This is a genomic window from Paenibacillus xylanilyticus, assembly GCF_013359935.1.
Lineage (GTDB): Bacteria > Bacillota > Bacilli > Paenibacillales > Paenibacillaceae > Paenibacillus > Paenibacillus xylanilyticus.
This window is the reverse complement of sequence record NZ_JABMCB010000206.1, coordinates 488,697-515,207: the sequence shown is the minus strand read 5'-3', so window position 1 is coordinate 515,207 and position 26,511 is coordinate 488,697. Positions and strand designations below refer to the sequence as shown.

The window sequence follows — 26,511 nt, the reverse complement described above, 5'->3', positions numbered from 1 at the left end:
ATGTTTCAGTAAAGAAATAACTGTGTATTCCCCACCATTTTAACAACAACGTTGCAGCTTACAGCACCTGCCGTTTTTCGGAAAAGGCCATGCAGGTAAGCTAATGAAAAGGAGAACATTAATACATGGGCAAGCCTTCACTCCCTGAGTCGTATATACATCATATTCGGGAAATGCTCGGCTCAGAAGCAGAAGCATTTATCAACAGCTACCAACACCCCCGTGTGCAGGGGCTGCGATTCAACTCAATTAAAACCACAAATGAATTAAAAAAACAGGTTATTGAGCATTTTGACCTGACCAAGGTACCCTGGTGCGAAACGGGTTATTATTACCCTCCCAATGAACGTCCTGGCAAACATGTATATCATGCTGCAGGACTATACTATATTCAGGAACCTTCTGCCATGTCGGCAGTGGAAATGCTGAATCCACAGCCGGGTGAGATCATTCTGGATCTCGCGGCAGCTCCAGGCGGCAAAACCACTCACATCGCCTCACTCATGGAGGATCGAGGTCTGCTGGTTTCTAACGAAATCCATCCGGCCCGCGCCAAGATTCTGGCAGAAAACGTGGAACGGATGGGCCTTTCTTCCGTCGTTGTTACCAGCGCAGCCCCTGGGGAATTGTCAGCTCGTTTTCCGGGTGCCTTTGACCGGATCATGCTGGATGCCCCTTGCTCTGGTGAAGGCATGTTCCGCAAAGATCCGGATGCAGTGACCGAATGGAGCGACAATCTGGTAACCCTTTGTGTAAACAGACAATGGGACATTTTGCAGGATGCCTATATCATGCTTAAACCGGGCGGAACCTTGGCTTATTCCACCTGTACCTTCAATCGCGAAGAAAATGAAGGCATGATGGAACGTTTGGTTGCCGCCTATCCTGATCTGTCCCTGGTGCGGACCGAACGAATCTGGCCCCATCTGGCTCAGGGTGAGGGACATTTTGTGGCTGTAGTGAGCAAAGCAGGAACGCAGGCGTCTGCATCCGTGGAACAGGACGATCAACCGCCCAAACGCAAAGACAAAAAAGGCAAGGGCCCGCGTCAAAGCTCCTCGTCCAAAGAAGTGAATTCCGCCTGGAATGCGTATCGTGCCTGGAGCTCCGAACATAAAGTGGCTATTGCCAATGGGACAGGCAGACCCCTGCTCTTTGGCGAAGCATTATATGTACTGCCAGAGCATGCTGCACAGCTGCTTACAGATGATCGATTAAACGGATTAAAATTGCCGCGCCCGGGACTTCATGTCGGTGACTGGAAGAAAGGGCGGTTTGAGCCTGCTCATGCTTTGGCACTGGCTCTTGGACAACATGAGGCCAGTAACATGCAGCACATCTCTCTCGACGTGGAGAGCAGCCAAGCAGCCGCTTACCTTCGTGGTGAGAGCCTTCCCGCCGACAGCGAACTCAATGGTTGGACACTCGTGACTGTTCATGGACTTCCGCTCGGTTGGGGAAAAGCCAGTGCAGGACAATTAAAGAATCGTTTGCCCAAGGGCCTGAGACGCATGCAGTAGGAAAATCATCACGACTCAAAGCCGGTGAGCATGGTTGCTCCCGGCTTTATTTTAGGTTCATATGATCAAGTTAACGAATCGTTAAGCAATCTGTATTTTAAAATAGCTTAGAATGGTATTGGCCTCTCATACGTACTATAACCATCCGTTTTCCCCACAAAGGTGTACCCGTTCCGAGGATAAAACTCATTCAACCGCTCATTGTCCCCAACACAATCTAATCTTACGACATGTTTGTTCTCGAAGCGGATCCCACTGCTGGACCAGGCCAAAATGTCCCTACCCAAGCCAGTACGGGCATATTTTCTGCGAATCGCCAGACGATGTACATAAACAGCACCATCCTCTTCATTAGCTTGAGTCCCCCATAGCTGCCTATCCCAGGCACTTGGCTGCTGCAGCAAAATAACCATACCTGCCACTTTGGAGTCTTTCTTAAAAACAAACACGTCTCCACGCCGGATTGCTCCTGCTGTATCGTGAGAATCCTCACCTTTCAAAAGGGCACTCCACTGGGAAGATCCCTGACTTCTCAGCCATTCGGCTGTCTCCACTAGCAGGGACAACACCTCCTCTGTGTCTTCCGGCTGAGCCTGCATTGCTCTGAAATCATCGTTAATATACTCAGAAATGATTTTAAATGAATGCTTCATCGTACTCCTCCACTTTCAGGTCTCTTTAGAACTAATGGAACTATACCCGGAAATCCATTTTACGTCAAAAAGAAAACAAAAAAAAGGTAAAAGGCCAAAGCCTTTTACCCGTCAATCTTCGCTTCATCAATAATTTGGTTACGGTACAGCATGGTAAGGTGCAGTGTGTTGAATTCAAGTTCCTTATCCAGTTCCTGAAGCAGTACCTCAACCAATTCCCGCCGCTGTGCACTGGTCCCGGGTACCTGGTAATCCATATAGCCTGTCAGATCAGCATGAGAGGTATCAATGGTTGCTGTCCCCACAGGCAATCCGCCGCGCTCCTGCAGAAATAGCTCATAGACCCTGAATTCCCGGTCTTTGCGCACCAACATGACGTAACAGGAATCCTCTGCTTCATCCATCTCATCGTCAGAATTGTCCCATTCCTCGTATTCGACATACTCCTCTTCATCCGATTCATTGGCAAAGTCACGGTGTACCCACTCCATGGACTCCAGCTCATTGCCCTGGTGCCACATGCGAAGAGTAATCGTATCGATCACTTCTTCGTCGAGTTCTCTTACGAGCAGCTCTGCTGCAGCATCCAGCTGATTCTCCAGAGGTACGTCATACCAGTGTATCTCGCCTTGAATGTCGGCCCCATATTGTTTCAATGAAGCTTCGGCCAGCTCATTGCCACCAGCATCATTAAACACATAAGTCGATATGCTTCGTCCGGCAGTTACAAGCTCCATTTCCAGCACATGTTCCCGATCTTCATATGTAAAAGCTTCATTTGCTGCATCAGGAATTAATCGTGAGTTATCCGAATCCATGTCATCCAGGTATTTATCAGCCTCATAGTCCATATCATCCGACTGCCGCTCCGGATCAAATTCCAGGTTTTGCAGGACGGAATGCAATGTGCCGCAGCTAACCAGCACTTCGTAATAGATAGCCTCGACTGCATCCGTAAGTGATCGGATATAAGAATGAACTTGTTCAATGATGTGCTTTTCTGCATCCTCTGAAACCAATTCTCGTTCCATCTGAAGACTGCCAGACAAACGGTCTCCTTCTCTGTACACCAGCAGAAGCGAGCCAGCATATTGATCATTCACCATCACATCCAGCACTTCACCACCTGATGTACGCAGATCCGGGATCAGTTCCACTTTCTGATTCATGTGCCTGTCCTCCTCCATTTCTAATGGTATTCTCATAGGTTGCCCACGAGGCCAGTAGAATATGAAGCAGGATGCTTTGAAAATGAAACATGTGGCTGTAATTAGACAGCTAGAACATGTTTTTGGATGGCATGAGCAACTCCCTGCTCATTGTTGGAAAGAGTCACTTCATCCGAAGCGGCCTTGACCTCTTCCGGTGAGTTGTCCATCGCAATCCCTATGCCTGCATAAGTCAGCATCGTAATATCATTGTAGTAATTGCCAATCGCCAGAATCTCGGAAGGAACCATACCTTTGGATTCGGCCAGTCTCTTCAGCGCCGCTCCCTTGGAGGCTTCCGGGTGCATCAGATCAATGAAAAAGTCACCACTGCGAGTCATATAGTAAGGCAGATTCCATGTTCCCCATTCCTGCTGAACCTCGTCCATCTGCTCTAACGGTCCAAACGCGGTGAATTTGGCAAGCGGTTCTGTCAGATCCGCCCACTGCGGCAGCTTTAAGGGCTCCATCATGAAATTGGTGTACATCTCCCGAACCTGCAACTCCAAGCCTTCCGGCTGATCTACATATAATCCAAATGCCGTGTTGATATCAAAATGTACACCATTTGTGCGGCAATACGTTATAAACGGTTCCAAGCCTTGACCATCCATCGCAAACCTGTGCACCACTTCACGGCTTTCCACCTCGGCAGTCACTGCTCCGTTATGGGTAATAACATAACCGTTGAGACCCATTCGCTCCATAAAAGGGATGGTGTTGGCCGGACCTCTTCCTGAACACAAAACAATCTCGGCCCCCTGACGGGAAGCACGAATCAGAATTTCTTGGGTCCATTCGGTAAGTTCATGATGATCATTAAGCAGTGTTCCGTCTACGTCAAGCGCAATTAGTTTGATTGTCATTGGGTCTTCACTCCTCATCTGATTAGGGGAATCGCACCCTCCCAAACCCTCCCTTCCGAGGGAGGGCCCCAGAGGGCTCTGCCCTCTGGACTCCCGTCTGTTGACCGGCGAGGGGTCGGGTCTTGCTATGTGACGCTGGGTGTGGGAGCGCTTGTCTGCCCGGATCACCGCTTCATGCGGCAATCCAGGCCAAGCTTAAGGGGACCATTGCGGACAGGGCTTCGCTCCCTGCCCGGCTCCCTGCTCCGCTTCGCGTAGGACGGGAGCCTTACTTACGCAGACAAGCTAACTCGTCTGCGGTTAGTTCACGATATTTGCCGATCGGCAGCTCGGAATCGAGTTGAAGTTCGCCCATGGCTACTCGTTTTAGATAAACCACTCGTTTGCCTACAGCCAGAAACATTCGTTTCACTTGATGGAATTTACCCTCGTGGATAATGAGCGATATCGTAGAAATAACTCCCTCCTCGGTCTCCTCATGACTAAGCACGGTGAGCTCTGCAGGCATAGCTTCATAGCCATCATCCAGGTGTATGCCAGCCTTGAACCGTTGTACATCCTCGTCATCCACTTTCCCCAATACACGAGCTTCGTAGGTCTTGGGTACATGTTTGCGCGGGGATAACAGATCATGCGCAAGGGGACCGTCATTCGTTAAAATGAGCAGGCCCTCCGTGTCCTTATCCAGCCGTCCCACAGGAAATGGCTCGAAGATTCTGTCCTCTTTGCGCAGCAGGTCGAGCACGGTTCTATCCCTGTTGTCTTCCGTTGCCGACACCACACCAGGGGGTTTATGCAGCATCAGATAGATCATTTCCCGGTACACAATCCGCTCCCCGTCAGCTTCTATCACATTGGTCTCCGGGTTCACCTGAATCCCACTATCTTTCACCGTTTTGCCATCGACAAGAATTCTGCCTTGCTTCACCATTTTCTTGAGCTCACTGCGCGTACCTACACCCATGTGACTCAATATTTTATCGAGGCGCTGCGTTTTCTTTCCTTTTTCACTCATACCGATGTCCACCTCCAGCCCGCTGGATACTCATTTTTCAGCACGCCATCCAGCCATTTCCCCCAGCCGAGCGCATACCCGTCCACACACACCAACGCATATCCTTTGGCCGCTGCATCTCGCTTACACTCCACGCGTGCTTCTTCGATATTCAAGGTCTCGCCTTTCAGGTACCTCACCGCTTCTCCGTTCGCGGAAGCCAGGTTTATCATCCTCTTTGCCTCATTGCTATGCAGAGCACAAGCCAGTGGGTGAGACGGTACAAATCGTCCATTCTTCACCGTACCCATAAACCATCCCGGACGGATCACCTTAAGCCCTTCCAGTCGCGCCGCACCAACAGAAGATTGATACACACGATCACCGTAAAATACCGTTTCACCAAAGAGCTCCAGTTCCACATGATCTTCAATAAATTGTTGATAAACCGTTATTGGATCAATGTTCACCTGCTCAGTCCCTCGCCCTTTGCCACGATTGGTTTTACGAGTATCACGCTCGTTATTTCTTCCGACTCTTCCTTCGTTTTTGCCACCTCGTGCCGGTCTGTCATTTCGCTCTCTGGATTCGGTTCTCATCAAGCGTTCCCGTTTTCGATCTGCTTTGCTGAGAGGCTGAGTCACAGCGATCGTTTGATCCTCGTGTACTCTGGATTCAATCTCGCTCTTTTCTCCCGTGATGCTGCTCACTTCTGCAAAGGATTCAGAACGATGCTGTAATACAGCTACATAATGGCCTTCTCCTTCCAACAAGTGAGGCCACAACCTTGCAGTACCGCGCGTCTGATCCAACACAGTATCGGTCTCTTCTGCCGTCTCAGGCAGCATCTGGCGTACCCAATCGGGTCTTCCCGGGGCAAACCCGGCCGCTGCCGGAATGTCCTTCACGACAAAGTCTGGATTGAGGTTCAGAAATTCCGCAATCATGGCCTCATTTTCCTCTGGCGCAAACGTACACGTGGAATAAACGATGGTTCCCCCAGGAGCAAGCAGCTTCGCGGCTGTCTCCAAAATGTCACGCTGCATGAGCACACATTTTTCCACCGAATGATGTTCCCATGATTTGACCATGTCTTCATCTTTACGGAACATGCCTTCACCCGAACATGGCGCATCAATTAACACCTTATTAAAATAATGTGGAAATGCACCGGCAATCCGCTCAGGTGACTCATTCAGCACAACTGCGTTGCGTACACCGTACAGTTCCACATTTTTGGCAAGTGCTTTGGTCCGTTCCGCATGGATATCATTGGTTACCAGCACACCCCTGCCCTGAAGTTTCGCAGCGATCTGGGTTGACTTGCCGCCCGGTGCTGCACACAGGTCCAGCACATGATCCCCAGGCTGAACACCCAACAGTTCAACCGGGGCCATCGCACTTGGTTCCTGAATATAATATAGACCCGCATGATAGTACGGATGCAGACCTGGCTTCACACCATGAGGCACATAAAAGCCCGTCCCGCACCACGGAATGGGCCGCAAATCAAAAGGAGCCAATTCATCAAATTGATCCAATGATATTTTTAACGTATTTACTCGAAGCCCCGCATGCGGGGACTGTTCATATGATTTCATAAATTGTTCAAACTCATCACCAAGCAGACCTTTCATACGCTCGGCAAAGATTATAGGTAGCTGTACAGCCATATTCACTCATCCTGTCCTGTTAAAATGCATATTGTTCTATGTTATCATATCGGGGTGCAGCTTTCCTATGGCTTCACTGCATATTCCACTACAACGTGTAATGTTGTATAATGACAAGTAGGTTGATTCTCGTGCAAAAAACGGGTGTTTATGTATATTATCCCATACTCTATTTTTGCCAAAACTATATTTTGATATGATTAATGGGGGATGGTCCAATGAAATCGAAGAAAAAGAAAAGTGCCTCAATCCTGATTTTCCTGGGTATTTTTGTCGTGCTGCTTGCAGCGCTCGTCCTGGTGAATCAGCAATCCAAGAAACAAATGGACGCTGTCGAGAACGCTTATGGCATTGCAGCATCCAAGCTTAATCCGGCTACACGCGAATTGCTTGATGATCCTAACTATCAACAGATTATCCTGCCAGATGATCTTAAAACCAAGATTGACAGTAAGGAAAGCTTTTTTGTTTATTTCTTTGCCTCTGACTGCTCACATTGCCGTGCAACTACACCTCAGTTAATGCCGCTGGTAGATGAAGAAGGCATTGATCTGCCACAATTCAATCTGCGTGAGTTCGATTCAGGCTGGACAGATTATAACATCGAATATACACCTACGCTGGTTTATTATCAGGATGGTGTGGAGAAGGACCGCATGGTTGGCGGCCTGCAGGAGAACGGCAGCGACAACGGCTACACACTGGATGACTACAAACAATTTTTTGAAAAGTACAAAGTTAGCACAACTCCTTCAGCAAGCTAAAGGCTAACCTATGATTTCAAGTCATGACCTCATTTAAGCTGTGTCTTGGCGGACAAGCCACGCACTCATTCGCACATTAATCCCATGGAAATTAATTAAAAATCACCCCGACAAATCCTTTTGAAGGATCTGCCGGGGTGATTTGTGTTATGTCGTATATCCATGATGTCAATTTCTCTAATTTTACTTCCCGTTCGAATTCTGTTCCTGCTGCAACGCCTTCATCTTCTCTTCATAGATGCGCCCTCGGGTCGGACTGCGTCGTTGCGGAATGTTGGGTTTCAATTGCAGAGATCGTTCTTGAACTGCGTCAAGCAGTGCCTTATCCCAGATCTGAATGGTTAGATCCCTGTATGGAACATTCTCTGGATCAGGACCTGATAGTCCTTGAACCAGTTCCTTCACTTCCTCAACCAATTTCCCGAGTTCAATCCCTCTTGCATTTTCAGGATAATGCTCCAGCAGTTCTACCGCACTCTGTAACATCATCCGTCCTCCGCGAAGATTGTTGTTCCTGAAATGATATAAGCCAACCGCAATCTGTAATAATCCTTTATAAAAGGTATCCCGATCCCGTTCCAGCCAAAGCTCTTCCAGTACCTCATGGCATTCGAAGTAGTCCTGATCACGGTTAAAATAGATCAGATAATCCACATAAAGCGGCTCATAGCTGCTCATCGGGATTTTCGCCCTTCCTGGCCGAATTCAAAAGTGCCTTCACATCGTCCAGCAAGTCTTTCAGCGCTTCCATATCATGACGCTCCCAGCAGTCGTTAAAGCGCTTCTGAGCCTCAATAGCCTCGTTGACGAGATGATAGAAATACAATTGATGTATGATGGACAACGTCTTGGAGACGATGTTTGAATCATCTTCAAACTCCTTCTGCGCTTCCAAAATCTGCAGGCGGATTGCTGACATCTCATTATCCAATACAAAAGCGGCTTCAGCGGTTTTCTTCAACCTTGCCCGCATATCATCCGGCAGACTTTCCCGATATTTATAGCTCAGCGAGTGCTCAATCGTGGCCCAGAAGTTCATGGCAAGCGTCCGAATCTGAATCTCGGCCAACACCTTCTTCTGTCCCAGAGCTGTCTGAACAGGATATTCAATAATCATATGGAAACTGCGATAACCGCTCTCTTTAAAGTTCGTAATATAATCCTTTTCAATCAAAACCGTTAAATCCTTGCGTCCGCGAATGTACTCCGCCACTCTGCGAATATCATCCACGAATTGACACATAATACGGATTCCCGCAATATCCTCAATTCCCGTCTCTACCTGATCTAGTGGCACATTCAGACGTCTGGATTTCTCCAGAATGCTGGATATTTTTTTGACACGACCGGTAACGAATTCAATCGGGGCATATTCTTCCCGTTTCTTCAGTTCCGCTCGCATCGTTTTGAATTTGACTTTTAATTCCTCTACCGCTTGTTCATAAGGAAGTAAAAATGTACCCCAGTCTCTACCGTCCATGCTTATGCCTCCTGTCTCTATAGCGTCCCCTGTTCTAGTCTATTATACATGATGTTCAGCGGGGGGAAGAGTCCCGTACTTATTACTCTCTTCCAAGCTTCTATATTTTCGCTCCGGGGAACTTCTTATCCTTCTTATTTCTTATGCGTGCTCTGCACCAACAGCTTCGGAGATATGACGATAACCGTCTTTGCGCAGCAGCTCACGCAATCCGGCATGAATACGCCGATTCACCTCAGGACCTTCATAGATCAGAGCCGTGTATATTTCCACCAAACTTGCTCCAGCCTTAATTTTTTCGTAGGCGTCTTCGCTCGTAAAAATCCCCCCCGAACCAATGATCGGAAGTTTCCCTTCGGTTTGGCGATAAATTCGGCGAATAATCTCCGTAGAGCGATCACGCAGCGGTTTGCCGCTCAGTCCGCCGGTCTCCTTGGCATGCTGATGGGACAGGCCCTCCCGGTTAATCGTCGTGTTGGTGGCAATGATGCCGGCAACACCGCTGTCTGCGATCGTGCTGACCATATATTCAAGCTCCTGATCGTTGACGTCCGGTGCAATTTTGACCAAAACCGATTTGACCGATCCACCTGCTTTCGCATGCTGTGTCTCCATTTCGCTCATCACCGCAGCAAGCAATTCCTTCAATTCATTCCCATGTTGCAGGTTACGCAGATCCGGTGTATTTGGTGAACTGATATTTACCACAAACAAGTCAGCATATTCATACAGCGCACGGATGCATTTGGCATAATCCAGATGGGCTTCCTCATTGGGCGTTGCCTTATTTTTGCCGATGTTGACAGCTACGGGAATCCGGCGTTCCTTCAGACGCGCCAACTCACCTGCCATCGCTTCCGCACCAAGGTTATTGAAACCCATCCGGTTGACCAATGCCTCATCGGGAGGCAGACGGAACAGGCGAGGCTGCTCGTTGCCTGGCTGTGCGAGCGGTGTTACGGTGCCCACTTCCATGAACCCAAATCCGATGGATGAGAAACCCGTTACAGCCTGTCCATTTTTGTCCAGACCTGCCGCGAGGCCCACTGGTGTAGGAAAATGACAGCCAAACATATCGACAGCCAAGTCTTCCGTTTCACGCACGCCATACATCACACGCAAACCAGAAGGCACCGGGCGAATACTGCCCATGCCGCTAAGGCCACCAATAATCAGATGATGGGCCTGTTCAGGGTCCATTTTGAACAACAAGGGTTTAGCAAGACTTCTGTATAACAAATCACTCACTCCGTTCTCGTCCGGTACGCTGTAAATATGCTTTCCCGTCTTTTTCATATGTAAAAAAACACTCTATACACAAGTCTATCCGTTTCTTCATCAAAAGGAAAGTAGTTTGCGCATAGACAGCAGCATTTTGCCTGTACCCCGAAGCGACTTGAATCTGTGCGGAAGAAATACACCCGCATACTGGAAATGAAGTGTTGAATTCTTTACAATGGGAGCATGGTTACATTATACCAGTTCTAATGAACGAAGGAGGAACAGCCCATGGCTCCCAAACGTAAACCGCCTGCATTGCAGCAAAAGAAAGAAGAAGTCAATCGGAAAGCCATTGCCTGGACAGCGGCCAGCGTCATCGGATTAATCATTATCATCGGCGCACTGATCATTATCGCCAACATGTAAATGGTCAAACCGACTGCCAGTTCCGTACATAATGACCCGGTTGTTTATGCTTTAACGAACAGTTAAACAGCAGCCTAGTTCAGCCAGTGATACGTCTTGTTTGGATTGTTTTGCTTCGGAACAAGCGTATACTGATAACGATCCTTCGCTTCCGGAACAAGGATGGTGTCTGGCAGCAGATCTGTTCCAATCCGTACCGGGGTTCCCTGAGGGGCAAGCGCAAACAATTCCTCCACATCCCCTGTACTCATTCTCACACATCCAAGGGATTCATCCAGCCCGATGCTGTTTGGCTCGTTGGTCCCATGGATGGCATAATTCGTATCCGACAGCTGCATGCCTCGTGTTCCGAATTCACCATCGGCGCGGCCATTCGGATTCACAACCTTGTCTGTAATGACAAAAGTTCCTTCGGGTGTGCGTTCTCCCCCCAGTCCGACCTCATAATTACGTATAATGGTCTTCCCGCTAATCAGCGCAAGTCTATGGTTGCTTTTGTCTACCACAATCTCCAGTTGATCCTGCAAAAAGAGCTTCCCTCCAAGTGTATCTGCAAAAGGGCTGCCAGCTTGCGGAGAATCCGATTGTCCAGCTTGTGCATCATTTGTTTCTTGACCTGCAATCCCCTTCCCTTGTTGATGCAGCGAGAGTAATGACGGGAACATTTCAGTCATTCCGGGTGCAGTCTCGCCCAAGATATTATTTGGAAAAGGCTGTGCAAGCTGGCTCACGTTTTTGGGCCAAGTACCCTTTTTCTTTTGATATGTAATGATCGCACTGGACAACGACGCCGCTGATTCCTGCTTGGCGGTCCAGGCTTGTGCCAACAGCTTTATGTCCTTCGAAACTTCCGGAGGTTCGCAGTTGCACTGCTTCGCATCATAACTTTGCGCTGTTAACCTGCCGCTGCTGTTGGTCTGCACGATATATTTCACCGGCATATTCCGTTTCCATAACGCCCAGTTGTCAGTCATTTGCATACCCAGTACTGCCGATGTCTCCACTTTAGGTCCGGCCCCTGACCAGGCGGCAGCCAGCGCTGTTTCTCCCTGATGACTGCCACCAAACCCAGCTGCTGTAAACACATTTGAATTGGATACAGGAACGGTTTGTTCTTCCTGCCCCCCCGATAATGGCTCCTCACCTGAATCACCTACAGATTCCAATGCGGTAGCCAGCGTTTCAGCTGCATCTCGATTGAAGCCAGGGGCATCTGCAGGCGGCAATCCTGCAAGCACAAGCAGCATCAGCAGAGTAAGCCACATTTTGCGAATACGGTGCTTCTTCTCCTTTTGTTCCGCCATCTCAACCAGCTTGTTTTGATAATCCACCCAAATGTCTGCAGGAGCCTTACTCCGTTCAAACGCTTCGTAAACCTCACCTGCTTGCTGAAAACAATAATTGGCCTTGCCTTCCTGGCCTTCGCGCACATACTCCTTGCCGAGCAAATACCAGGCCATTTTATTATCTGGATGTTTCTTAACATATGTTCTTAGATGAGTGTTCTGCATCCGATCCTCCGTTGTTATGCCTTTTTCCGTTTCTTTCTATTATATCGGCATAGTAAGGAATGAAATCCATAGGACTTGAGTACCCGGGTGAGGCTGTACTTTCGACAAAAAAATACGTCTAAATCCATTGAACCAATTTCAGAGCATCAAAAAAAGCACGTCCTCCTGTCCCAAGACAGAAGAATGTGCTTTTTAATGGTATATGGAGTGGATTAGCCTTCTTTGTTGAAAGGTTCGTCTGCAACTTTGATGGAATCTGTAGGGCAGCCATCGCAAGCATCCTGCATATCATCGAACAGGTCGTCCGGGATCGCCTTGATGCCTTGGTTGGCGTCGCCATCGAAGATCACTTCGGCCAAACCTTCATCGTCATAGTCATAAATGTCAGGCGCTGTTGCTCCGCAAGCACCACATGCAATACATGTGTCTTTTTCAACCCAAGTATACTTACTCATTACAATCTCTCCTCCTAAAATTCAAAACGTACAGTGTTTTTATCTAGAAACATATTAATACAAAGTAAAAGTAATTACAAATTATTTTCACAACATCAAGACTATATTATGCCCTATTTAATCGAGACTTTGCAAGTTATCTTTTTGCAGTGAGGTGCCCCTCACCTTATGGTTGCGAAGCAACACGGAAGGGTCATCTCCGAGCATGCCCGCGGTTACAACAGCATTCTCTCCAAATTTGTCACGCAGCTGATCCATAATGCGAATCAGATTTTCCTTTTTCGGCTTCTGCTCATATTCAAACAGATCAAGCTGTACAACGGATTCCTCACGAGGAATCAGATTTTGCAGCGTTACTCCCAGCATTCGTACAGGCTTCCCCCCGCTCCAATGCTTCGCAAATAAAGCGCAGGCTTCCCGGTATATAATCGTTGCATCCTCCGTAGGGACTTCCATCATTCGTGATCGCGTGATGGTCTTCATGTCCGGTGTACGGATCGTAATCTGTATGCCCTGACTCAGCATCTCATGCTTGCGCAAACGCCTGGCCACCTGATCACTTATATTAAGCAGTACCCGGTGTACATCCTCCATCTCGCTAATGTCCGCAGGAAGTGTAGTGGTATGCCCGATGGATTTGTTCGCTTCCCGTTCTGCCTGAACGGATGAATGGTTAATGCCATTCGCCGAATTTTTCAGCCAGGTACCGTTAATGCCAAAAACATCCGTCAGCATGCGTTCATCCGATTTTGCAAGCTGTCCAATGGTTTCTATGCCCAGCTTTTTCAGCTTCTCAGCCGTCTTTTTGCCAATCCCAAACAACTCATTACAGGGTCTGTGCCAAAGGATTTGAGGTACATCCCTCATTCGCAAGATGGAAATGCCGTTAGGTTTCTTCAGATCAGAGGCCATCTTGGCCAGCAATTTATTGGGTGCAATTCCGATGGAACACGGCAATCCCAGTTCCTCCCGAATTCTGCGCTGGATACTCTCCGCAATTTCCATGGGTGTGCCGAATTGTTTTGAACCGGTGATATCCAGGTAACACTCATCAATGGAAGTCGCCTCCAAAAGCGGTGTGTAGCTATAGGCTATTTTCATAAATTCTCTTGAGTAGCGACGATATAAATGAAAATCGGGACGAATGACGATCAATTCCGGACATTTCTTCATCGCCTGGTTTACTACCATGCCTGTGGAGATGCCTCTGCTCCGAGCAGCGTAAGAACACGTTACAATCACGCCTTTTCTCACTTCGCTGCTGCCTGCAACAGCTGTTGCTTTACCTCTGTATCGTTCCGGCTCTTCAGCTTCATGCACCGAGCAATAAAAAGCGTTCATGTCAACATGCAAAATGACCCTTCCGGCGGCAGGATAATATCGATCCACATTGGTGTAATGAGTTCCATCTGAAGACATGTTCCTCCGCCCTTTCGTGCATCTTATTTAATGAAACATCATATAATCTATTTCTATTATACCAAGGTCATTATGTAAAATCAGTCACGTGATTTTATTTTCGGTTGGATTTGATGATCGAGCGAATAATCAACCATCCCACACTTACAAAAAGAACAGAGGCAATCAAGGCTAAAATCATATTCTCCCATACAATAGTCAAATATACCCCTCCGATTTTCCATATATCCCATTTATCAGTTAAACTTAAATATATCATAAATTTTGACATGGATCTCATATCTTATATTCGTAATTTGATATTTGTTACATGAAACTGCGATTTCTGTGTAGCATTTGTCCATAATGGTGCTATAATAATTAATTATACAAATTCACGACTTTAGGACAAATCAACGCACCTAATTTAACACAGTGTAGCGTTGCAGAATCGAAGGATTCGTCCGCAAATTAGTTCGCACGCTTCCCAACTTACAATTAAACTTTTTAAAAAAGCGCTTTATTTCAAAGGAGGATCTTCATGTCAAAGGCCATTTCCATCTTCGATACGACTTTACGTGACGGCACACAAGGGGAGGGTGTCAGTTTATCGGCAGATGACAAGCTCAAAATTGCCAAGAAACTCGACGACCTGGGTGCTCATTATATTGAAGGCGGAATTCCGGGCAGCAACACCAAGGACATTGAGTTTTTCAAAAGAGTTAAGGAGTTAAACCTGAATGCCAAGGTAGTTGCCTTTGGCAGCACTCGTCGTAAAGGAAGCATTGCCAGCGAAGACGCCAACTTGAAACGGATGATCGAATCCGGTGCACAGGCAGCAACATTGGTGGGCAAATCGTGGGATTTCCATGTGCATACCGCCCTGCAGACCACTTTGGAAGAAAATCTGTCTATGATCTATGATTCGATTGCTTATTTGAAACAAAATGGAATGGAAGTCATTTTCGACGCTGAGCACTTCTTCGATGGATTCAAGCACAATCCGGAGTATGCCCAAGCTGTATTAACCAAAGCTCATGAGGCAGGGGCAGACTGGCTCGTGATGTGTGATACCAACGGTGGTACGATGCCACATGAAGTGTATGAGATTGTTTCCAGACTCTCTGGAACCCTTCCTCAAGCTCATCTCGGCATTCACACACATAATGACTGTGAGCTCGCTGTTGCCAATACGCTAAGTGCTGTACAAGCCGGTGCCAGACAGGTTCAAGGCACAATGAACGGTTATGGAGAAAGATGCGGCAATGCCAATCTCGCCTCCATTATTCCGAACCTGCAGCTGAAGCTCGGATATGAATGTGTGTCCGAGGATTCCATGAGACAACTTACAAATGTAGCCCGTTACGTCAGCGAGATTGCCAATGTGAACATGCCGATCAATCAGCCTTATGTAGGTAATGCAGCTTTCGCCCACAAGGGCGGCATTCACGTCTCTGCCATCCTGCGCGATTCCCGTACCTACGAGCATATCGTGCCTGAACTTGTCGGGAACAAACAGCGTGTACTCGTCTCCGAACTGGCCGGACAGAGCAACATCGTTTCCAAAGCTCAGGAACTCGGACTGGAGTTCGATCCAAGCAGTGCCAATTCACGCCAGATCATCGAGAAAATCAAAGATCTGGAGCATCAGGGTTATCAGTTTGAAGGGGCAGATGCTTCCCTGGAGCTGCTGATTCGCGAAGCGAACGGAGATATGAAGGAACTGTTTACATTTGAATCATTCAAAATGCTTGTGGAAAAAACAGCCGGCAAATCCGTTGTCTCCGAAGCATTTGTGAAACTGAATGTGGCTGGAACAAGCGTTTATACCGCTGCTGAGGGCAACGGTCCGGTGAATGCATTGGATAATGCCCTTCGGAAAGCACTCGTCCAATACTTCCCTTCGCTAGCCAACATGCACCTCTCCGACTATAAAGTGCGTGTGCTGGACGAGAAAGATGCAACAGCAGCCAAAGTACGTGTATTAATTGAATCCAAAAATACAGAGAATACATGGAATACTGTCGGCGTTTCCGAAAACGTCATTGAAGCGAGCTGGGAAGCCCTTGTTCACAGTTTCCGTTATGCCCTGCTTCAGGAAAAATTACAGGACGAGCCGGGTGTAGTCCATACCGCCTTTCACGGATTAAGCAACCATTAGTGCTTATTTCCCGGAAAATAAAAGAAGCGCTTGTCTCCAGAATCATATGGAGTCAGGCGCTTTTTATTGCATGTACTTAGTTGATTACATCCTTAATCTTGCGTTCCAGTTCTTTTTCAGGCAAAATGCCGAGAATAACTTCCTGGATCACACCATTCTTATCAATCAATACATTTGTGGGAAAAGCTACACCATTATACTTTGCATAGGCTGCACCATCTTCATCAAGCAATATGGGGAACGTCAGTTTGTACTCCTCCACAAAAGCCTTTGCATCTTTTAGTTTATCGTAAGGGGTCACATTGACTCCATACATATCCAATTTGTCTTTGTACTTCGCAGCCAAGGTATTAAGCGCAGGCGCTTCTTCCTTACAGGGTTCACACCAGGAAGCCCAGAAGCTGACAAATACAGCCTTTTCCTTGGCTCCTCCTGCAGTATACGTTTTTCCATCCATGCCTTTTAGAGAAAACCCTGGAGCCAGCAATCCCGCTCTCGGTCCCGTTTCAGTAGGAAGCGGTTCCTCTTGTTTAAACACTGCAGCGATCCCATTATCCGCATTTTGAGCGAGCGCAACCCCAATCAGCAATATAACACCAAGGAGTATGTAGATGTTCCGTTTCATGGCCAGCCACCCTTTTATAGTATCAGCATATTAATGACTTATTTACTTCATTGTGAGAAGTCAAGTTCTCTTATCGGCATTTGCGCATTGGGGAACCCTTATTCCATTGATTCAAAATACTTTCTTTATTATTGTACCCTTTTCCTTTAAAATTTTACAATCAGGGATCACACAAATTGAAACAAAAAAAGGACTCCTGCCTAAGCAGGAGCCAAAGAGAGAGGGGTGAATACAAAATGGCAGCACTTCATGGACAGCAAAACACATTCTTCATCCCTTCTTCCGTAGAGCAAGAGATGTTGAAGCACATGTACACTTCGCTGCCGCAGGAAGCCTGCGGGGTTGTGCTGGGTGAAGCCGCAGCGGGCGGCATACGAATCAGTCGGTTTCAGCCAATTCGTAACGTAGCGCCTAACCCGCTGCATCACTTTAGTCTGGATGATGCAGCATGGATTCGGTGTGTATTCCATGAGCCCCAGCTCATCGGCATTTTCCACTCCCATCCACGAACCGAGCCAGTACCGTCCATCGAGGATCTTATCGCCCTTCCAGCTTACGCCGGATTACTTCAGGTGTATCTGATCGGCTCTCCTAACCTGACAGTCAGGCCTGACCAACAGATGCGCTTAAACGGCTATCAGATCCAGTCAAATCTTGATTACCCTAGCAAGGCGGAACAGCAAAAGTTATATCATCTTCAGCCGGCACAATTATGCGTGACTTAAGTGAGTGTACAAGTCACCCAATGTTTCTACATTTTTACGAGTCATATCCTCCAGATAGCATGACCACAGCTGCGCCGTCATCTTGGCATCCTCCAAGGCATGATGTCGTCCATAAATTGGTATACCTCTTGATTCCAGCAATTCATCCAGACCATAACCTGGTCGACCCGGCTCCAGCCAGCGAGCCAGCATCATGGTATCAATCAGCCGATGTGTCAGCCTGACCTTGGAGGTGCGCCACAGTGCTGCATTCAGAAAGGCCCGATCATGTGCACTTGCATGTGCAACCAGTACACTGCCTCCAACAAATGACATAAAATCATGCAAGCCCTCCAACAGGGAAGGTGCTTCAACAGTCATTTGCTGCGTAATGCCTGTAAGCTCAGTAATATGTTCGGGAACCGCAGTTTTGGACTGCACGAGCGTATAAAAATGTTCCCCTTCCAGCACCACCCCACCACTGATGCGCACAGCGCCGAATGAAAGAATCTCATCTCCATGCTGGGGAGAAAAACCTGTCGTCTCCAGATCAAATACAACAGCATCCAATTCATTCAGCGGCGTATGAAGAACTTCCGGTCTGCGCTGCTCCCTCATCATTGAGCGAATGAACGCCATGTGTTGCGCCGTTGGGGCCCCCATAATGGAAGCGATGGCAGAAGGTACCCCTCCCTGACGCAGCGAATTCCAAAATCCAGTATTGCCCCTTGCCGGCTCTCTCATGGACGTCTCCTTTCTGCAAAACGAAGTTGTCTTTGCAGTGCACGATGCACGCGTCGCACCTGCCCTAACGTATCCCGAAGCTCATAATGCATTTGTTTTTGTTTCATTTGTTTCTCATCCAGAAACCCACTGCTCTGCTGCAATCCACTTCTGATTACAACAGGTGTGCTGCGTCTAAACTTGAGTGCAATCATGAAGGCCCGACCGGCTGCATCAAGTAAGGTCAAAGGGACAGCTTCCAGCGAAACCAGTCTCTGAATTCGTTTAAGTGTGGACGTTTCCCTAATTCCATGCTGCAATGCCAAAAAACGCGCACTGTTCACCAGCGGAATATATAATCCATATTTGACGTCAAATCCGCCTGCATGCTCACCGAATCGTTCCGTGACCACCTGACCGAGAATATTAAGTGTCGCCTTGTGTTTAACCGTATTGCGCAGAACAGCATCAGATAGCTCAGGAACGGCTCTGAATCCATCATAGAACGCCGCAACCCATTCCTCTGCCAGACCTCGCTCCCCTGCCACAAAACGCATATCCGAAGCAATGATCAGATTCCGCACAGGTTCCCATGCCAGATCTGATCTCCACTCCCTGAGCTGCTCCTTCCAGGATTCAAGTGTCTTACGCCATAACGGCTCCGAACACATGACTTTCCCTTCACATTTGGCATAACCCAATTCCTCAAGCATATCAGCCATTCGTCGTCCAAGTTCGGCAAAATACGCTTCTTTCCCCTCATGCGGGGTATCACTGATAATCATGCCATTGTCCTGATCGCTCCATAATGTTGCTTCTTCCCTGCCCGAACTGCCAAATACGATAAAGGCATAGGGGACGGGAGGCCGACCGAAGCCGTCCTCTACCATCCCCTGGATGCATAACTCTACTGCTTTCCGATATATCCGGTCATGCAGTTCATTTACCGTTTGGTACCACTCGATCGGCGACAAGGAAGCGGACAACAATTCCTGGAGCTCATTCTGCAAAACTACACGCGCCTGGCGCAGCTCCTCGGAAGAAGCCGCACCATCGATCCCCTGATAGGACCAAGAATGGTTTATAAACGGGATAGGTTCCATCATGTCCAGCCTCCTTGAAGCGTGATTCAGTCATCATTCACCTCAGGAGCTGAACGTACCGCCTCCATTGGATTTACCTTCAATGTTTTTCATTTGCTCAGGATACCCGTAAGTACCGTGCTCACTAAGATCCAGACCCATGGTTTCCTCTTCTTCTGTAACACGGATACCCATAATGGCTTTCATTCCGCCAAGAATAATGAAGGAGACAATCAGTACGAAGGCAAATGCGCCTACCAGACCTAGGAGTTGAACTCCGAGCTGGTGGAATCCACCGCCGTAGAACAGACCCGCTTGACCTACCCCTGCATTCTCAGCAAGCTCCGGAGTTGCGAACAATCCTGTGGAAATCGCTCCCCACATACCAGCGATACCGTGAACGGAGAAAGCGTAGATTGGATCGTCAATTCCTTTGCGATCAAAGAATTGAGCCGTGAAGAATGTAATGATACCTGCCAATGCACCGATGACCAGAGCTGCCCAAGGTTCTACAAAGGCACAAGCACCTGTAATCGCTACGAGTGCTGCAAGAACACCGTTCAGCATGCTTGGAATATCCGATTTACCCAGAACTGCCCACGAGATCAGCAGTGCAGCAACACCACCAGCAGCAGCAGCTACGTTTGTAGTCAATGCAACATAACCGAAGAATCCATCGCCCATGGCAGACAACGTACTACCTGGGTTAAAGCCAAACCAACCAATCCAGAGGATGATTACACCGAGTACAGAATACACTTGGTTGTGACCCGGGATGATGTTAGGTTTACCGTCTTTATTATATTTACCGATACGTGGTTTCAAAAGAATTGTAGCTACCAACGCAGCCGTAGCACCCGTCAAGTGAACGACAGTGGAACCTGCAAAGTCTTGCATACCCAGCTCTGCGAGCCAGCCGCCACCCCATACCCAGTGAGCAACAACCGGATACATAATAATGGTATAAAGTGTTCCGAAAACAATATATACGCTCATTTTTGCACGTTCAGCCATACCACCGCAGGCAATGGCCAGAGATACCGCCGCAAAAGCGAGATGGAATACAAATTTTATGGTAAGTGGAACATCGGAGAAGGCCAGTGATTCGAAGGAAGCAGCCATTTGGTCACCACTCAGGAAAAATCCTGTTGTTCCAAAGAAGCTGTTACCATTACCGAAGCCGAGACCGAAGCCGAGAGCCCAGAAAGCAATAACCGAAATTCCCAATGTCAGGATCGTCTTACCCGCAATATGTCCTGCATTCTTCATTCGTGTTGAACCTGCTTCCAATAAAGCAAATCCCCCTTGCATTAAGAAAACCAGCACAACAGCCAGAAACGTAAAGGCTGAGTTCAGACCGCTTTGAAGTTCGATGTTAGTCGGCCCCTCCGCTGCAGCAAACGCGCTGACCGGGAAAGCCAGTAAAGTAAGCATTAATAACACCGAAACCAACCATTTCTTTCTCATGTACCCCACTCCCTCGTATGTTAAGTTTCTTCACATAACGTGAAACTCTTAATGTCATTATAAGCAGAAGACAGGAAAGTTGACAAGAGTATTTTAAACAAAACCGAAAATTATTTCTGGGAATAAAGTCATGCGTCTTTTTCTTGCACTTAAGTACATATTCATGTCCTATGAGTACATAGTTATAGAAACGCAGTTTTACTGGGCGTTAAAGTATAACGTTTGACTGTATGGTTAAAGATCATGTATCATAACTATATAGGAAGAAAAGAATGGGGCGGAGTCTGTAAAGCCGCAGGTGAATCTACAATTCCCTACATTAGAACTGGCAAGCGAGGTGAATACCATTGGGGATATGAAACTGTTTCGGATTGGCGAACTTGCCAAGACCGCTGGTGTGAGTGAACGGACGATTGATTACTACACGAAGCTTGGTTTGATCGCTCCTGAAGAGCGGACAGAAAAGAACTATCGTCTCTATAGTAATGAAACTTTAACTAGGCTCGAACGTATTGTACAGATGAAACAAGAGAAATATAGTCTCGACGAGATCAAGCAATCTCTTGAGAAGTGGAGCCTCGTTAGCACGGAAGAGCAGGTTGCCAGCAAACTGACAACTCTTGAGCTCCATGTTCAACAACTCGAACGAGAGGTTAATGAACTCAAACCGCTGCTTGGGGAGATGAAGCCTGTACAAGCACGCAAGATGATGGCAGGCCTGCTCACGAAAAGCGCCGGTACGATGGAAGCCTTGAAAATCTTGCTTGAGAACACCATGATGTAGCTTACTATTAGAAAGCGGAGGAATGAATATGAGTTTTAATAACGGTATGTTCGTTTTGATCATTATCGCTTTTTTGCTCTCCTTATGGGCGCAATTCCGCGTTAAGAGTACATTCAACCGTTGGTCTGATGTCAAAAACCTGAACGGTATGACCGGTTATGACGCCGCTCGCCACATGTTGGACTCAAACGGTCTGCATGATGTTCCAATCGAACCGGTACGCGGTGCACTCTCCGATCACTATGATCCAATTCATCGGGTTGTTCGATTGTCCGAACCTGTATATTATGAAAATTCAATCTCAGCTGTTTCCGTTGCCTGTCACGAGGTCGGCCATGCGATACAGCACAAGGAAAGCTATCCGATGCTGGCACTTCGCCACCGGATCTTCCCGATTGTGAACTTCGCATCCGGACTTGCACCTTTTCTGTTGATCGCCGGTTTCATCTTCAACGCAATGAACCTTGTTGGTCTCGGTATTATCTTCTTCTCCGTTACCGTTGCCTTCCAGCTCATCACGCTGCCGGTAGAGTTCAACGCAAGCAATCGTGCTCGTGAAATTATGGTATCGGAAGGTTACATTCGTAACGAAGAGGAAAAAGGCGTTGCCAAGGTACTGAATGCTGCAGCATTGACTTACGTTGCCGCTGCACTGATTTCACTACTCGAATTGATCCGTTACATCGGGATTTTCAACAGTCGTGACTAAATTAAATACAACCATAACAAAACAATACCCCACCGTTATTCGGATGGGGTATTGTTTTGTTGTAAACCGAAATAATTAAGCAAAAACGAACGAAAGGACTGTGCCACAAGTGGCAGTTTGTCATCCGCGCGATGGATCAGCCCGATTGTTCGTGTTACTTTGGGATGAGAGATCGCCACATGAGCCGGTTGCAGCGGATTGGTCTGAAATAGCGCCATTTCGGGCAGCAGACTCACTCCCATTCCCGCAGCAACCAATCCTCGAATTGTATCCGTCTCTTCACCTTCAAAGGCAATTTTCGGCGTGAATCCAGCCTCAAGGCAGGCATGCCAGACAATCGGGCGCAGTGAGTATCCTTTGCTGAACAAAACAAACTTATCATCCTTGAGCTGGTCAAGCGCGATCTCATCTTCGCCCGCAAGCGGATGATTCGGGGGGAGAATCGCATGCAACTCTTCGGTTAACACGATATCACCCGCAACCTGATCATGCTTTTCCGGAAAAGGAGATATAAAGGCTAGATCCACCTCAGCAGACAACACATCACGTATGAGTGTGGGAAACATGCCCTGTTTAAATCTGAATTTGACGTTGGGATAACGCTGACGAAATGCGGCCACAACCGAAGGAATCAGGTGAATACCAAGACTATGAGGAAAACCAATGCGAATTTCACCATGTTCCGGGTCCAAAAACTCATGAACCTCTCCGACTGCTTTGTCCAGATCCTTCAGTATGCCTTCAATTCGTTTGCAGAAGAGCTGCCCAACTGCGGTCAACTGCAAATTTCTCCCCTTTTGCATAAAGAGGTCAACTCCCAGCTCCTCCTCCAGTTGATGAATCTGGCGACTCACCGCGGACTGTGCGACATGCAGCTCTTCTGCTGCCTGGGTCACATGCTCCTTTTGTGCCACTTTTAAAAAGTAATGCAACTGTCTTAATTCCACTCGCCTGATCTCTCCAATCTGCTATACCCTACTTAGATCTTGCCTGCACTCCGTCTTCAGATCAATTATTTACGTGTTTACTGTTTCCTGAACTTGCGCGGCTTCCATAAACGGATGAGAAGTCCATAAATGAAGAATCCACCTAACAAACCACCCAAATGAGCCATCCAGCTAATGCCCGACATGGCAAAAGAGAAAATAATACCGAACGCTAGCAGTGTGTATAACGTTTTGCGGGAGGCTTCGTCCATCATCGTCCGCTGGAACAAAGCAACATACAGAAACGCACCATAGATAGCATAAATCGCTCCCGAAGCACCGACCGAAATCGTAACCTCTCCAGCTGTGTTATACCATGCCACCGCCAGAATGTTACCCAAGATACCTCCACCCAAATACAGCAAGCCATATCTCACTGAACCAAGTAGGCGTTCCATCGGTGGCGCAAATACAACAAGCGCGAAACTGTTAAATAACAGATGACTGAAACCCGCATGAAGGAAAATGGATGTGAAGTACCTCCACCATTCTCCCGAGAAGAACTCATGGTTTGTCAAAGCACCAAACTTGAGCAGCGTCATTGTATTTGTCGATCCACCATTGACAGCAAGTAAAATAAACATAACGACATTGGCTATCAAAAAAATTGACGTCAGCGGGAAAAACTTTAAGTAACTTCTCCAATTTTCATACCGTAAAAATATCATAAGCTTCTTCTTTCACTCCACCCTGTTCAGATCTGCCTTTAATTCCGATCCATTCTATTGATTGTTCGTCTGAATTGGACAATGCCTTTCATAAAAGATTATAATGGATTTTGGCACGGATCACCAATTTAAAGGAGGAACATTATTATGGCACAAGAACGTACAGGCGCAGCCACATTCAAAGGCAACCCTATTACATTGATCGGACCCGAACTGAAAGTGGGCGATCAAGCACCCGATTTTACTTTGAGTAAAAATCTGGTTGAAGATGCATCCCTGAAAGACTACGCAGGCAAAATCAAACTGATCAGCGTTGTTCCTTCACTCGATACGGGAGTATGCGATGCCCAAACCCGCCGCTTCAACGTCGAAGCTGGAGACCTCGGTGACAATGTTGTCGTTCTAACGGTAAGTGTTGACCTCCCGTTTGCACAAGAACGCTGGTGCGGAGCAGCCGGTGTAGACCGCGTTGTAACATTGTCCGATTACAAAACACGCTCATTCGGTGAAAACTATGGTGTTCTGATCAAGGAATTCCAATTGGACATGCGTTCCATCTTTGTAGTGGATACCGAAGACCGGATTACATATGTGGAATATCTGCCTGAGATGACAGAATCCCCTAACTTCGAGCAAGCAATTGCAGCTGTTAAAGCTTTGCTGTAAAAGGACTCCATGTTCAGAACAAAAGCGAGGAAGGTTCACCTTCTCTCGCTTTTTGTTTGTTTATCCATCCATCTATTTCAATCGTTTGCCTTATATTTGGCGAGCTTCTTATCCAATACAGAGAACAGGTTCATGATCGTCCGATAATTGGAACCCAGGTCTCCAAGTGAACCGCGTGAAGCTGAATACATATCCACCGCACTGCGAACCGGACTAACCGAAATAACTGAAACCGTAATATCCATGGTCCGTCCAAACGTCGTCCGTTTCTCCAGAATAATCTCTCCAACCGAAGGAACCTCGTGAAGCACCTTATAACCCGGAATCTTTTTCAGTGTCGAAGAAACCTCTTCCCAAGCTCTGTCTTTGGATAAATTATAATAACGTGTTTTTAATTTGGGATCCTTGGCTCGATCGCTGGTTCCCTCCATACTGCGGATGATACCGACGAGCGTTCTCTTTAAGGTCAAGACCCTTCCTCCTTTGAATGTAACCGTTCCATTTATGTATTCTAGTGTAACATTGTTCAAGTAGTAACAAAAGGGCATACAGTGCTTTTAACAGAAATACACGGGTCAAAACATAAAAAGTTCAAATAAAAAACACCCTGCAATTCCTGGATTAGAGGAAAGCGTCAGGGTGCTGTACTTGTAACATAGGAACCCGCCTATGCCGTCCGGCTACATTGTCTTATGAACCTGCTTGGCAGGTGGGTGACCGCAAAAATGCTTTTTGAAGTCCCCATGTCGTATAGACAGGGCGTTTCAGCAACATTCTGTGTAGATCTCCCGAAGACATCATCATTGGTTCAAAACAACGAATAACCGAAACGTACATCGCAGGATGTACAATTATTATATCCCTAACTGTGTAAAAAGTAAATGGTGATGACTCATGTTTTATTTTTGCAGATTATCGTTTTTCACTTCAGCTGCTTCAACATCACCGATGGTCTCTACAGAATCGCCGGCCTTAGCAGCCTCCTCTTCTTCCTTCTTCTGCTGCATTTTTTCCATCTGCTCCTGCATCTTCATGAAGGTCGCGTAGAAGTTAAAGAAGGCAAACCAGGCAATAATGCTGATAATGAAGAAGATAAACAATACCGGATACCGGAATCCAATGTAAAACAACAGCCCGCTTCCAAGCAATGTAGAGAACACACGAAACGGTCTGATCAATGTCAAGAGCACTGCATTTTTAATAATGAGTCCGATTGACATATGATAGTGTACAACCATCGAGAAAAAGTTAAACAGGGATACAAACAAAAGCAAAAGCAGCACAAGCATAATGATTCCCACCAGCTGCATATTGCGGAACTGTGTCATGTATACTGTATAATCCAGATACATGATGGCAAACAACAGGGTATAAAATATGCCCCCAATTAAACTTTGCTTGTAGTTCTCTTTGTAGCCTACAAAGAAAGTACGGAAGATCGGCACATCTGTGTCACCCATATTCCATTTGCGTACGACCGTGAACAGGGCCGAAGTTGCCGGAAAAAGTGTAAGCGGTGCCACAATAGCTATAGCCCAGTTCATTTGCAATGATTCATTTGCGAGATTCTGCTGCATAACGAGCAGTTTCATAATCAAGAAAAACAAGAACGGAGACGAACAAATAGCCCACAACAGATTGGTTGCGGCCAGTCTCGTAATCCACTCTGTAAGCCGGTAGATCCCACCCATAGCTCCTTTAAATTCCAAACATTTCTCCTCCTCCGCAGCCTTGCGTCTAACCTGAAGTCTAATATTAATATACCTT

Annotated in this window: 27 protein-coding genes and 1 other RNA gene; 8 read left to right on the top strand and 20 right to left on the bottom strand. The window is 47.2% G+C overall.

The annotated features are described in order from the left end of the window. Positions 1 to 125 precede the first annotated feature (125 nt). On the top strand, positions 126 to 1,520 hold the full coding sequence (locus HP552_RS34285) for an RsmF rRNA methyltransferase first C-terminal domain-containing protein (protein WP_175399767.1): 1,395 nt from the start codon (positions 126 to 128) through the stop codon (positions 1,518 to 1,520). A gap of 107 nt (positions 1,521 to 1,627) precedes the next feature. On the opposite strand, the gene HP552_RS34280 is transcribed toward HP552_RS34285, so the two are convergent. The 5 genes from HP552_RS34280 to HP552_RS34260 form a co-directional block, all read right to left on the bottom strand. Then, a complete protein-coding gene (locus tag HP552_RS34280) occupies positions 1,628 to 2,173 on the bottom strand; it encodes a GNAT family N-acetyltransferase (protein ID WP_175399766.1) in 546 nt (181 codons plus the stop codon). Between the two features lie 104 nt (positions 2,174 to 2,277). Continuing rightward, complete coding sequence (locus HP552_RS34275; protein WP_175399765.1) at positions 2,278 to 3,342, bottom strand: hypothetical protein; 1,065 nt, start codon at positions 3,340 to 3,342, stop codon at positions 2,278 to 2,280. Between the two features lie 101 nt (positions 3,343 to 3,443). Then, a complete protein-coding gene (locus tag HP552_RS34270; RefSeq protein ID WP_175399764.1) occupies positions 3,444 to 4,247 on the bottom strand; it encodes a Cof-type HAD-IIB family hydrolase in 804 nt (267 codons plus the stop codon). A gap of 268 nt (positions 4,248 to 4,515) precedes the next feature. Next, the gene (locus tag HP552_RS34265; RefSeq protein WP_175399763.1) at positions 4,516 to 5,262 is read right to left on the bottom strand and encodes a pseudouridine synthase; all 747 of its coding nucleotides are present in this window, start codon (positions 5,260 to 5,262) and stop codon (positions 4,516 to 4,518) included. After that, positions 5,259 to 6,914 carry an RsmB/NOP family class I SAM-dependent RNA methyltransferase gene (locus HP552_RS34260; protein WP_175399762.1) on the bottom strand — a complete coding sequence of 552 codons (1,656 nt, stop codon included), beginning with the start codon at positions 6,912 to 6,914 and terminating at the stop codon, positions 5,259 to 5,261. Before HP552_RS34260 ends, HP552_RS34265 begins: the two co-directional genes overlap by 4 nt. Positions 6,915 to 7,132: 218 nt before the next feature. Here HP552_RS34260 and HP552_RS34255 point away from each other — a divergent pair, with 218 nt between their 5' ends. Next, a complete protein-coding gene (locus HP552_RS34255; protein ID WP_175399761.1) occupies positions 7,133 to 7,678 on the top strand; it encodes a thioredoxin family protein in 546 nt (181 codons plus the stop codon). A 183-nt stretch (positions 7,679 to 7,861) separates the two neighbouring features. On the opposite strand, the gene HP552_RS34250 is transcribed toward HP552_RS34255, so the two are convergent. The 3 genes from HP552_RS34250 to HP552_RS34240 all read right to left on the bottom strand — a co-directional run bounded on the left by HP552_RS34250 (position 7,862) and on the right by HP552_RS34240 (position 10,397). Beyond that, the gene (locus tag HP552_RS34250) at positions 7,862 to 8,356 is read right to left on the bottom strand and encodes a DUF309 domain-containing protein (protein WP_175399760.1); all 495 of its coding nucleotides are present in this window, start codon (positions 8,354 to 8,356) and stop codon (positions 7,862 to 7,864) included. Next, on the bottom strand, positions 8,343 to 9,158 hold the full coding sequence (gene yjbM / locus HP552_RS34245; RefSeq protein ID WP_175399759.1) for a GTP diphosphokinase: 816 nt from the start codon (positions 9,156 to 9,158) through the stop codon (positions 8,343 to 8,345). Before yjbM ends, HP552_RS34250 begins: the two co-directional genes overlap by 14 nt. Before the next feature lie 141 nt (positions 9,159 to 9,299). After that, complete coding sequence (locus HP552_RS34240; protein WP_175399868.1) at positions 9,300 to 10,397, bottom strand: quinone-dependent dihydroorotate dehydrogenase; 1,098 nt, start codon at positions 10,395 to 10,397, stop codon at positions 9,300 to 9,302. A 270-nt stretch (positions 10,398 to 10,667) separates the two neighbouring features. On the opposite strand from HP552_RS34240, the gene HP552_RS34235 reads away from it, so the two are divergent. Beyond that, positions 10,668 to 10,805, top strand: a complete 138-nt coding sequence (locus HP552_RS34235) for a hypothetical protein (protein ID WP_164764163.1) — start codon at positions 10,668 to 10,670, stop codon at positions 10,803 to 10,805. Between the two features lie 74 nt (positions 10,806 to 10,879). Here the strand turns inward: HP552_RS34235 and HP552_RS34230 are convergent, their stop codons facing one another. From HP552_RS34230 to HP552_RS34220, 3 genes are all read right to left on the bottom strand, one after another. Next, a complete protein-coding gene (locus tag HP552_RS34230) occupies positions 10,880 to 12,316 on the bottom strand; it encodes a L,D-transpeptidase family protein (RefSeq protein ID WP_175399758.1) in 1,437 nt (478 codons plus the stop codon). Between the two features lie 212 nt (positions 12,317 to 12,528). Further along, positions 12,529 to 12,771, bottom strand: a complete 243-nt coding sequence (locus HP552_RS34225) for a ferredoxin (RefSeq protein WP_062322102.1) — start codon at positions 12,769 to 12,771, stop codon at positions 12,529 to 12,531. Between the two features lie 117 nt (positions 12,772 to 12,888). Further along, positions 12,889 to 14,190 carry a DNA polymerase IV gene (locus tag HP552_RS34220; RefSeq protein WP_175399757.1) on the bottom strand — a complete coding sequence of 434 codons (1,302 nt, stop codon included), beginning with the start codon at positions 14,188 to 14,190 and terminating at the stop codon, positions 12,889 to 12,891. A gap of 520 nt (positions 14,191 to 14,710) precedes the next feature. Here HP552_RS34220 and cimA point away from each other — a divergent pair. Beyond that, on the top strand, positions 14,711 to 16,330 hold the full coding sequence (gene cimA / locus HP552_RS34215; RefSeq protein ID WP_175399756.1) for a citramalate synthase: 1,620 nt from the start codon (positions 14,711 to 14,713) through the stop codon (positions 16,328 to 16,330). A 76-nt stretch (positions 16,331 to 16,406) separates the two neighbouring features. Here the strand turns inward: cimA and HP552_RS34210 are convergent, their stop codons facing one another. Beyond that, positions 16,407 to 16,955 (bottom strand): TlpA disulfide reductase family protein, encoded by a 549-nt coding sequence (locus HP552_RS34210; protein WP_175399755.1) that lies wholly within the window; start codon positions 16,953 to 16,955, stop codon positions 16,407 to 16,409. A gap of 236 nt (positions 16,956 to 17,191) precedes the next feature. Here HP552_RS34210 and HP552_RS34205 point away from each other — a divergent pair, with 236 nt between their 5' ends. Next, positions 17,192 to 17,680, top strand: a complete 489-nt coding sequence (locus HP552_RS34205) for a M67 family metallopeptidase (RefSeq protein WP_175399754.1) — start codon at positions 17,192 to 17,194, stop codon at positions 17,678 to 17,680. Here HP552_RS34205 and HP552_RS34200 read toward each other — a convergent pair. Genes HP552_RS34200 through HP552_RS34190 form a run of 3 tightly spaced genes read right to left on the bottom strand, consistent with a single transcriptional unit; the run spans position 17,666 to position 20,931 of the window. Next, positions 17,666 to 18,403 (bottom strand): exonuclease domain-containing protein, encoded by a 738-nt coding sequence (locus HP552_RS34200; protein WP_175399753.1) that lies wholly within the window; start codon positions 18,401 to 18,403, stop codon positions 17,666 to 17,668. The two genes, HP552_RS34205 and HP552_RS34200, sit on opposite strands and share 15 nt — an antisense overlap. Next, the gene (locus tag HP552_RS34195; protein WP_376769007.1) at positions 18,400 to 19,494 is read right to left on the bottom strand and encodes a DUF294 nucleotidyltransferase-like domain-containing protein; all 1,095 of its coding nucleotides are present in this window, start codon (positions 19,492 to 19,494) and stop codon (positions 18,400 to 18,402) included. The genes HP552_RS34200 and HP552_RS34195 overlap by 4 nt, the downstream gene beginning before the upstream one ends. Positions 19,495 to 19,527: 33 nt before the next feature. Beyond that, the gene (locus tag HP552_RS34190) at positions 19,528 to 20,931 is read right to left on the bottom strand and encodes an ammonium transporter (RefSeq protein WP_175399751.1); all 1,404 of its coding nucleotides are present in this window, start codon (positions 20,929 to 20,931) and stop codon (positions 19,528 to 19,530) included. Positions 20,932 to 21,286: 355 nt separating this feature from the next. Here HP552_RS34190 and HP552_RS34185 point away from each other — a divergent pair, with 355 nt between their 5' ends. Both HP552_RS34185 and HP552_RS34180 read left to right on the top strand, forming a co-directional pair. Then, positions 21,287 to 21,715, top strand: coding sequence for a MerR family transcriptional regulator (locus tag HP552_RS34185; protein WP_095288009.1), 429 nt, complete (start codon positions 21,287 to 21,289; stop codon positions 21,713 to 21,715). Between the two features lie 28 nt (positions 21,716 to 21,743). Further along, positions 21,744 to 22,424 carry a zinc metallopeptidase gene (locus tag HP552_RS34180; protein WP_175399750.1) on the top strand — a complete coding sequence of 227 codons (681 nt, stop codon included), beginning with the start codon at positions 21,744 to 21,746 and terminating at the stop codon, positions 22,422 to 22,424. 35 nt (positions 22,425 to 22,459) lie between these two features. Here HP552_RS34180 and gltC read toward each other — a convergent pair whose 3' ends face one another. Together gltC and HP552_RS34170 are read right to left on the bottom strand one after the other, a co-directional pair. After that, the gene (gene gltC, locus HP552_RS34175) at positions 22,460 to 23,371 is read right to left on the bottom strand and encodes a glutamate biosynthesis transcriptional regulator GltC (protein ID WP_175399749.1); all 912 of its coding nucleotides are present in this window, start codon (positions 23,369 to 23,371) and stop codon (positions 22,460 to 22,462) included. Positions 23,372 to 23,448: 77 nt separating this feature from the next. Next, positions 23,449 to 24,078: a rhomboid family intramembrane serine protease gene (locus HP552_RS34170; protein WP_175399748.1), complete on the bottom strand. Its 630-nt coding sequence runs from the start codon at positions 24,076 to 24,078 to the stop codon at positions 23,449 to 23,451. Between the two features lie 147 nt (positions 24,079 to 24,225). Between HP552_RS34170 and tpx the strand changes: the two genes are divergently transcribed. Next, positions 24,226 to 24,744 (top strand): thiol peroxidase, encoded by a 519-nt coding sequence (tpx, locus tag HP552_RS34165; RefSeq protein WP_175399747.1) that lies wholly within the window; start codon positions 24,226 to 24,228, stop codon positions 24,742 to 24,744. 77 nt (positions 24,745 to 24,821) lie between these two features. Here tpx and HP552_RS34160 read toward each other — a convergent pair whose 3' ends face one another. From HP552_RS34160 to HP552_RS34150, 3 genes are all read right to left on the bottom strand, one after another. Next, the gene (locus tag HP552_RS34160) at positions 24,822 to 25,214 is read right to left on the bottom strand and encodes a DUF1499 domain-containing protein (protein ID WP_154896022.1); all 393 of its coding nucleotides are present in this window, start codon (positions 25,212 to 25,214) and stop codon (positions 24,822 to 24,824) included. 186 nt (positions 25,215 to 25,400) lie between these two features. Further along, a non-coding RNA gene (gene ssrS, locus HP552_RS34155) (6S RNA) lies at positions 25,401 to 25,592 on the bottom strand. 51 nt (positions 25,593 to 25,643) lie between these two features. Beyond that, positions 25,644 to 26,453, bottom strand: a complete 810-nt coding sequence (locus HP552_RS34150) for a YesL family protein (RefSeq protein WP_175399746.1) — start codon at positions 26,451 to 26,453, stop codon at positions 25,644 to 25,646. Positions 26,454 to 26,511: the final 58 nt, after the last annotated feature.

Bases quoted from the DNA above. Each gene is read 5' to 3' on its own strand.
- HP552_RS34285 (WP_175399767.1), top strand. From the start codon at position 126: ATGGGCAAGCCTTCACTCCCTGAGTCGTATATACATCATATTCGGGAA.
- HP552_RS34280 (WP_175399766.1), bottom strand. From the start codon at position 2,173: ATGAAGCATTCATTTAAAATCATTTCTGAGTATATTAACGATGATTTC.
- HP552_RS34275 (WP_175399765.1), bottom strand. From the start codon at position 3,342: ATGAATCAGAAAGTGGAACTGATCCCGGATCTGCGTACATCAGGTGGT.
- HP552_RS34270 (WP_175399764.1), bottom strand. From the start codon at position 4,247: ATGACAATCAAACTAATTGCGCTTGACGTAGACGGAACACTGCTTAAT.
- HP552_RS34265 (WP_175399763.1), bottom strand. From the start codon at position 5,262: ATGAGTGAAAAAGGAAAGAAAACGCAGCGCCTCGATAAAATATTGAGT.
- HP552_RS34260 (WP_175399762.1), bottom strand. From the start codon at position 6,914: ATGGCTGTACAGCTACCTATAATCTTTGCCGAGCGTATGAAAGGTCTG.
- HP552_RS34255 (WP_175399761.1), top strand. From the start codon at position 7,133: ATGAAATCGAAGAAAAAGAAAAGTGCCTCAATCCTGATTTTCCTGGGT.
- HP552_RS34250 (WP_175399760.1), bottom strand. From the start codon at position 8,356: ATGAGCAGCTATGAGCCGCTTTATGTGGATTATCTGATCTATTTTAAC.
- yjbM (WP_175399759.1), bottom strand. From the start codon at position 9,158: ATGGACGGTAGAGACTGGGGTACATTTTTACTTCCTTATGAACAAGCG.
- HP552_RS34235 (WP_164764163.1), top strand. From the start codon at position 10,668: ATGGCTCCCAAACGTAAACCGCCTGCATTGCAGCAAAAGAAAGAAGAA.
- HP552_RS34230 (WP_175399758.1), bottom strand. From the start codon at position 12,316: ATGCAGAACACTCATCTAAGAACATATGTTAAGAAACATCCAGATAAT.
- HP552_RS34225 (WP_062322102.1), bottom strand. From the start codon at position 12,771: ATGAGTAAGTATACTTGGGTTGAAAAAGACACATGTATTGCATGTGGT.
- HP552_RS34220 (WP_175399757.1), bottom strand. From the start codon at position 14,190: ATGTCTTCAGATGGAACTCATTACACCAATGTGGATCGATATTATCCT.
- cimA (WP_175399756.1), top strand. From the start codon at position 14,711: ATGTCAAAGGCCATTTCCATCTTCGATACGACTTTACGTGACGGCACA.
- HP552_RS34210 (WP_175399755.1), bottom strand. From the start codon at position 16,955: ATGAAACGGAACATCTACATACTCCTTGGTGTTATATTGCTGATTGGG.
- HP552_RS34205 (WP_175399754.1), top strand. From the start codon at position 17,192: ATGGCAGCACTTCATGGACAGCAAAACACATTCTTCATCCCTTCTTCC.
- HP552_RS34200 (WP_175399753.1), bottom strand. From the start codon at position 18,403: ATGAGAGAGCCGGCAAGGGGCAATACTGGATTTTGGAATTCGCTGCGT.
- HP552_RS34190 (WP_175399751.1), bottom strand. From the start codon at position 20,931: ATGAGAAAGAAATGGTTGGTTTCGGTGTTATTAATGCTTACTTTACTG.
- HP552_RS34185 (WP_095288009.1), top strand. From the start codon at position 21,287: ATGAAACTGTTTCGGATTGGCGAACTTGCCAAGACCGCTGGTGTGAGT.
- HP552_RS34180 (WP_175399750.1), top strand. From the start codon at position 21,744: ATGAGTTTTAATAACGGTATGTTCGTTTTGATCATTATCGCTTTTTTG.
- HP552_RS34170 (WP_175399748.1), bottom strand. From the start codon at position 24,078: ATGATATTTTTACGGTATGAAAATTGGAGAAGTTACTTAAAGTTTTTC.
- tpx (WP_175399747.1), top strand. From the start codon at position 24,226: ATGGCACAAGAACGTACAGGCGCAGCCACATTCAAAGGCAACCCTATT.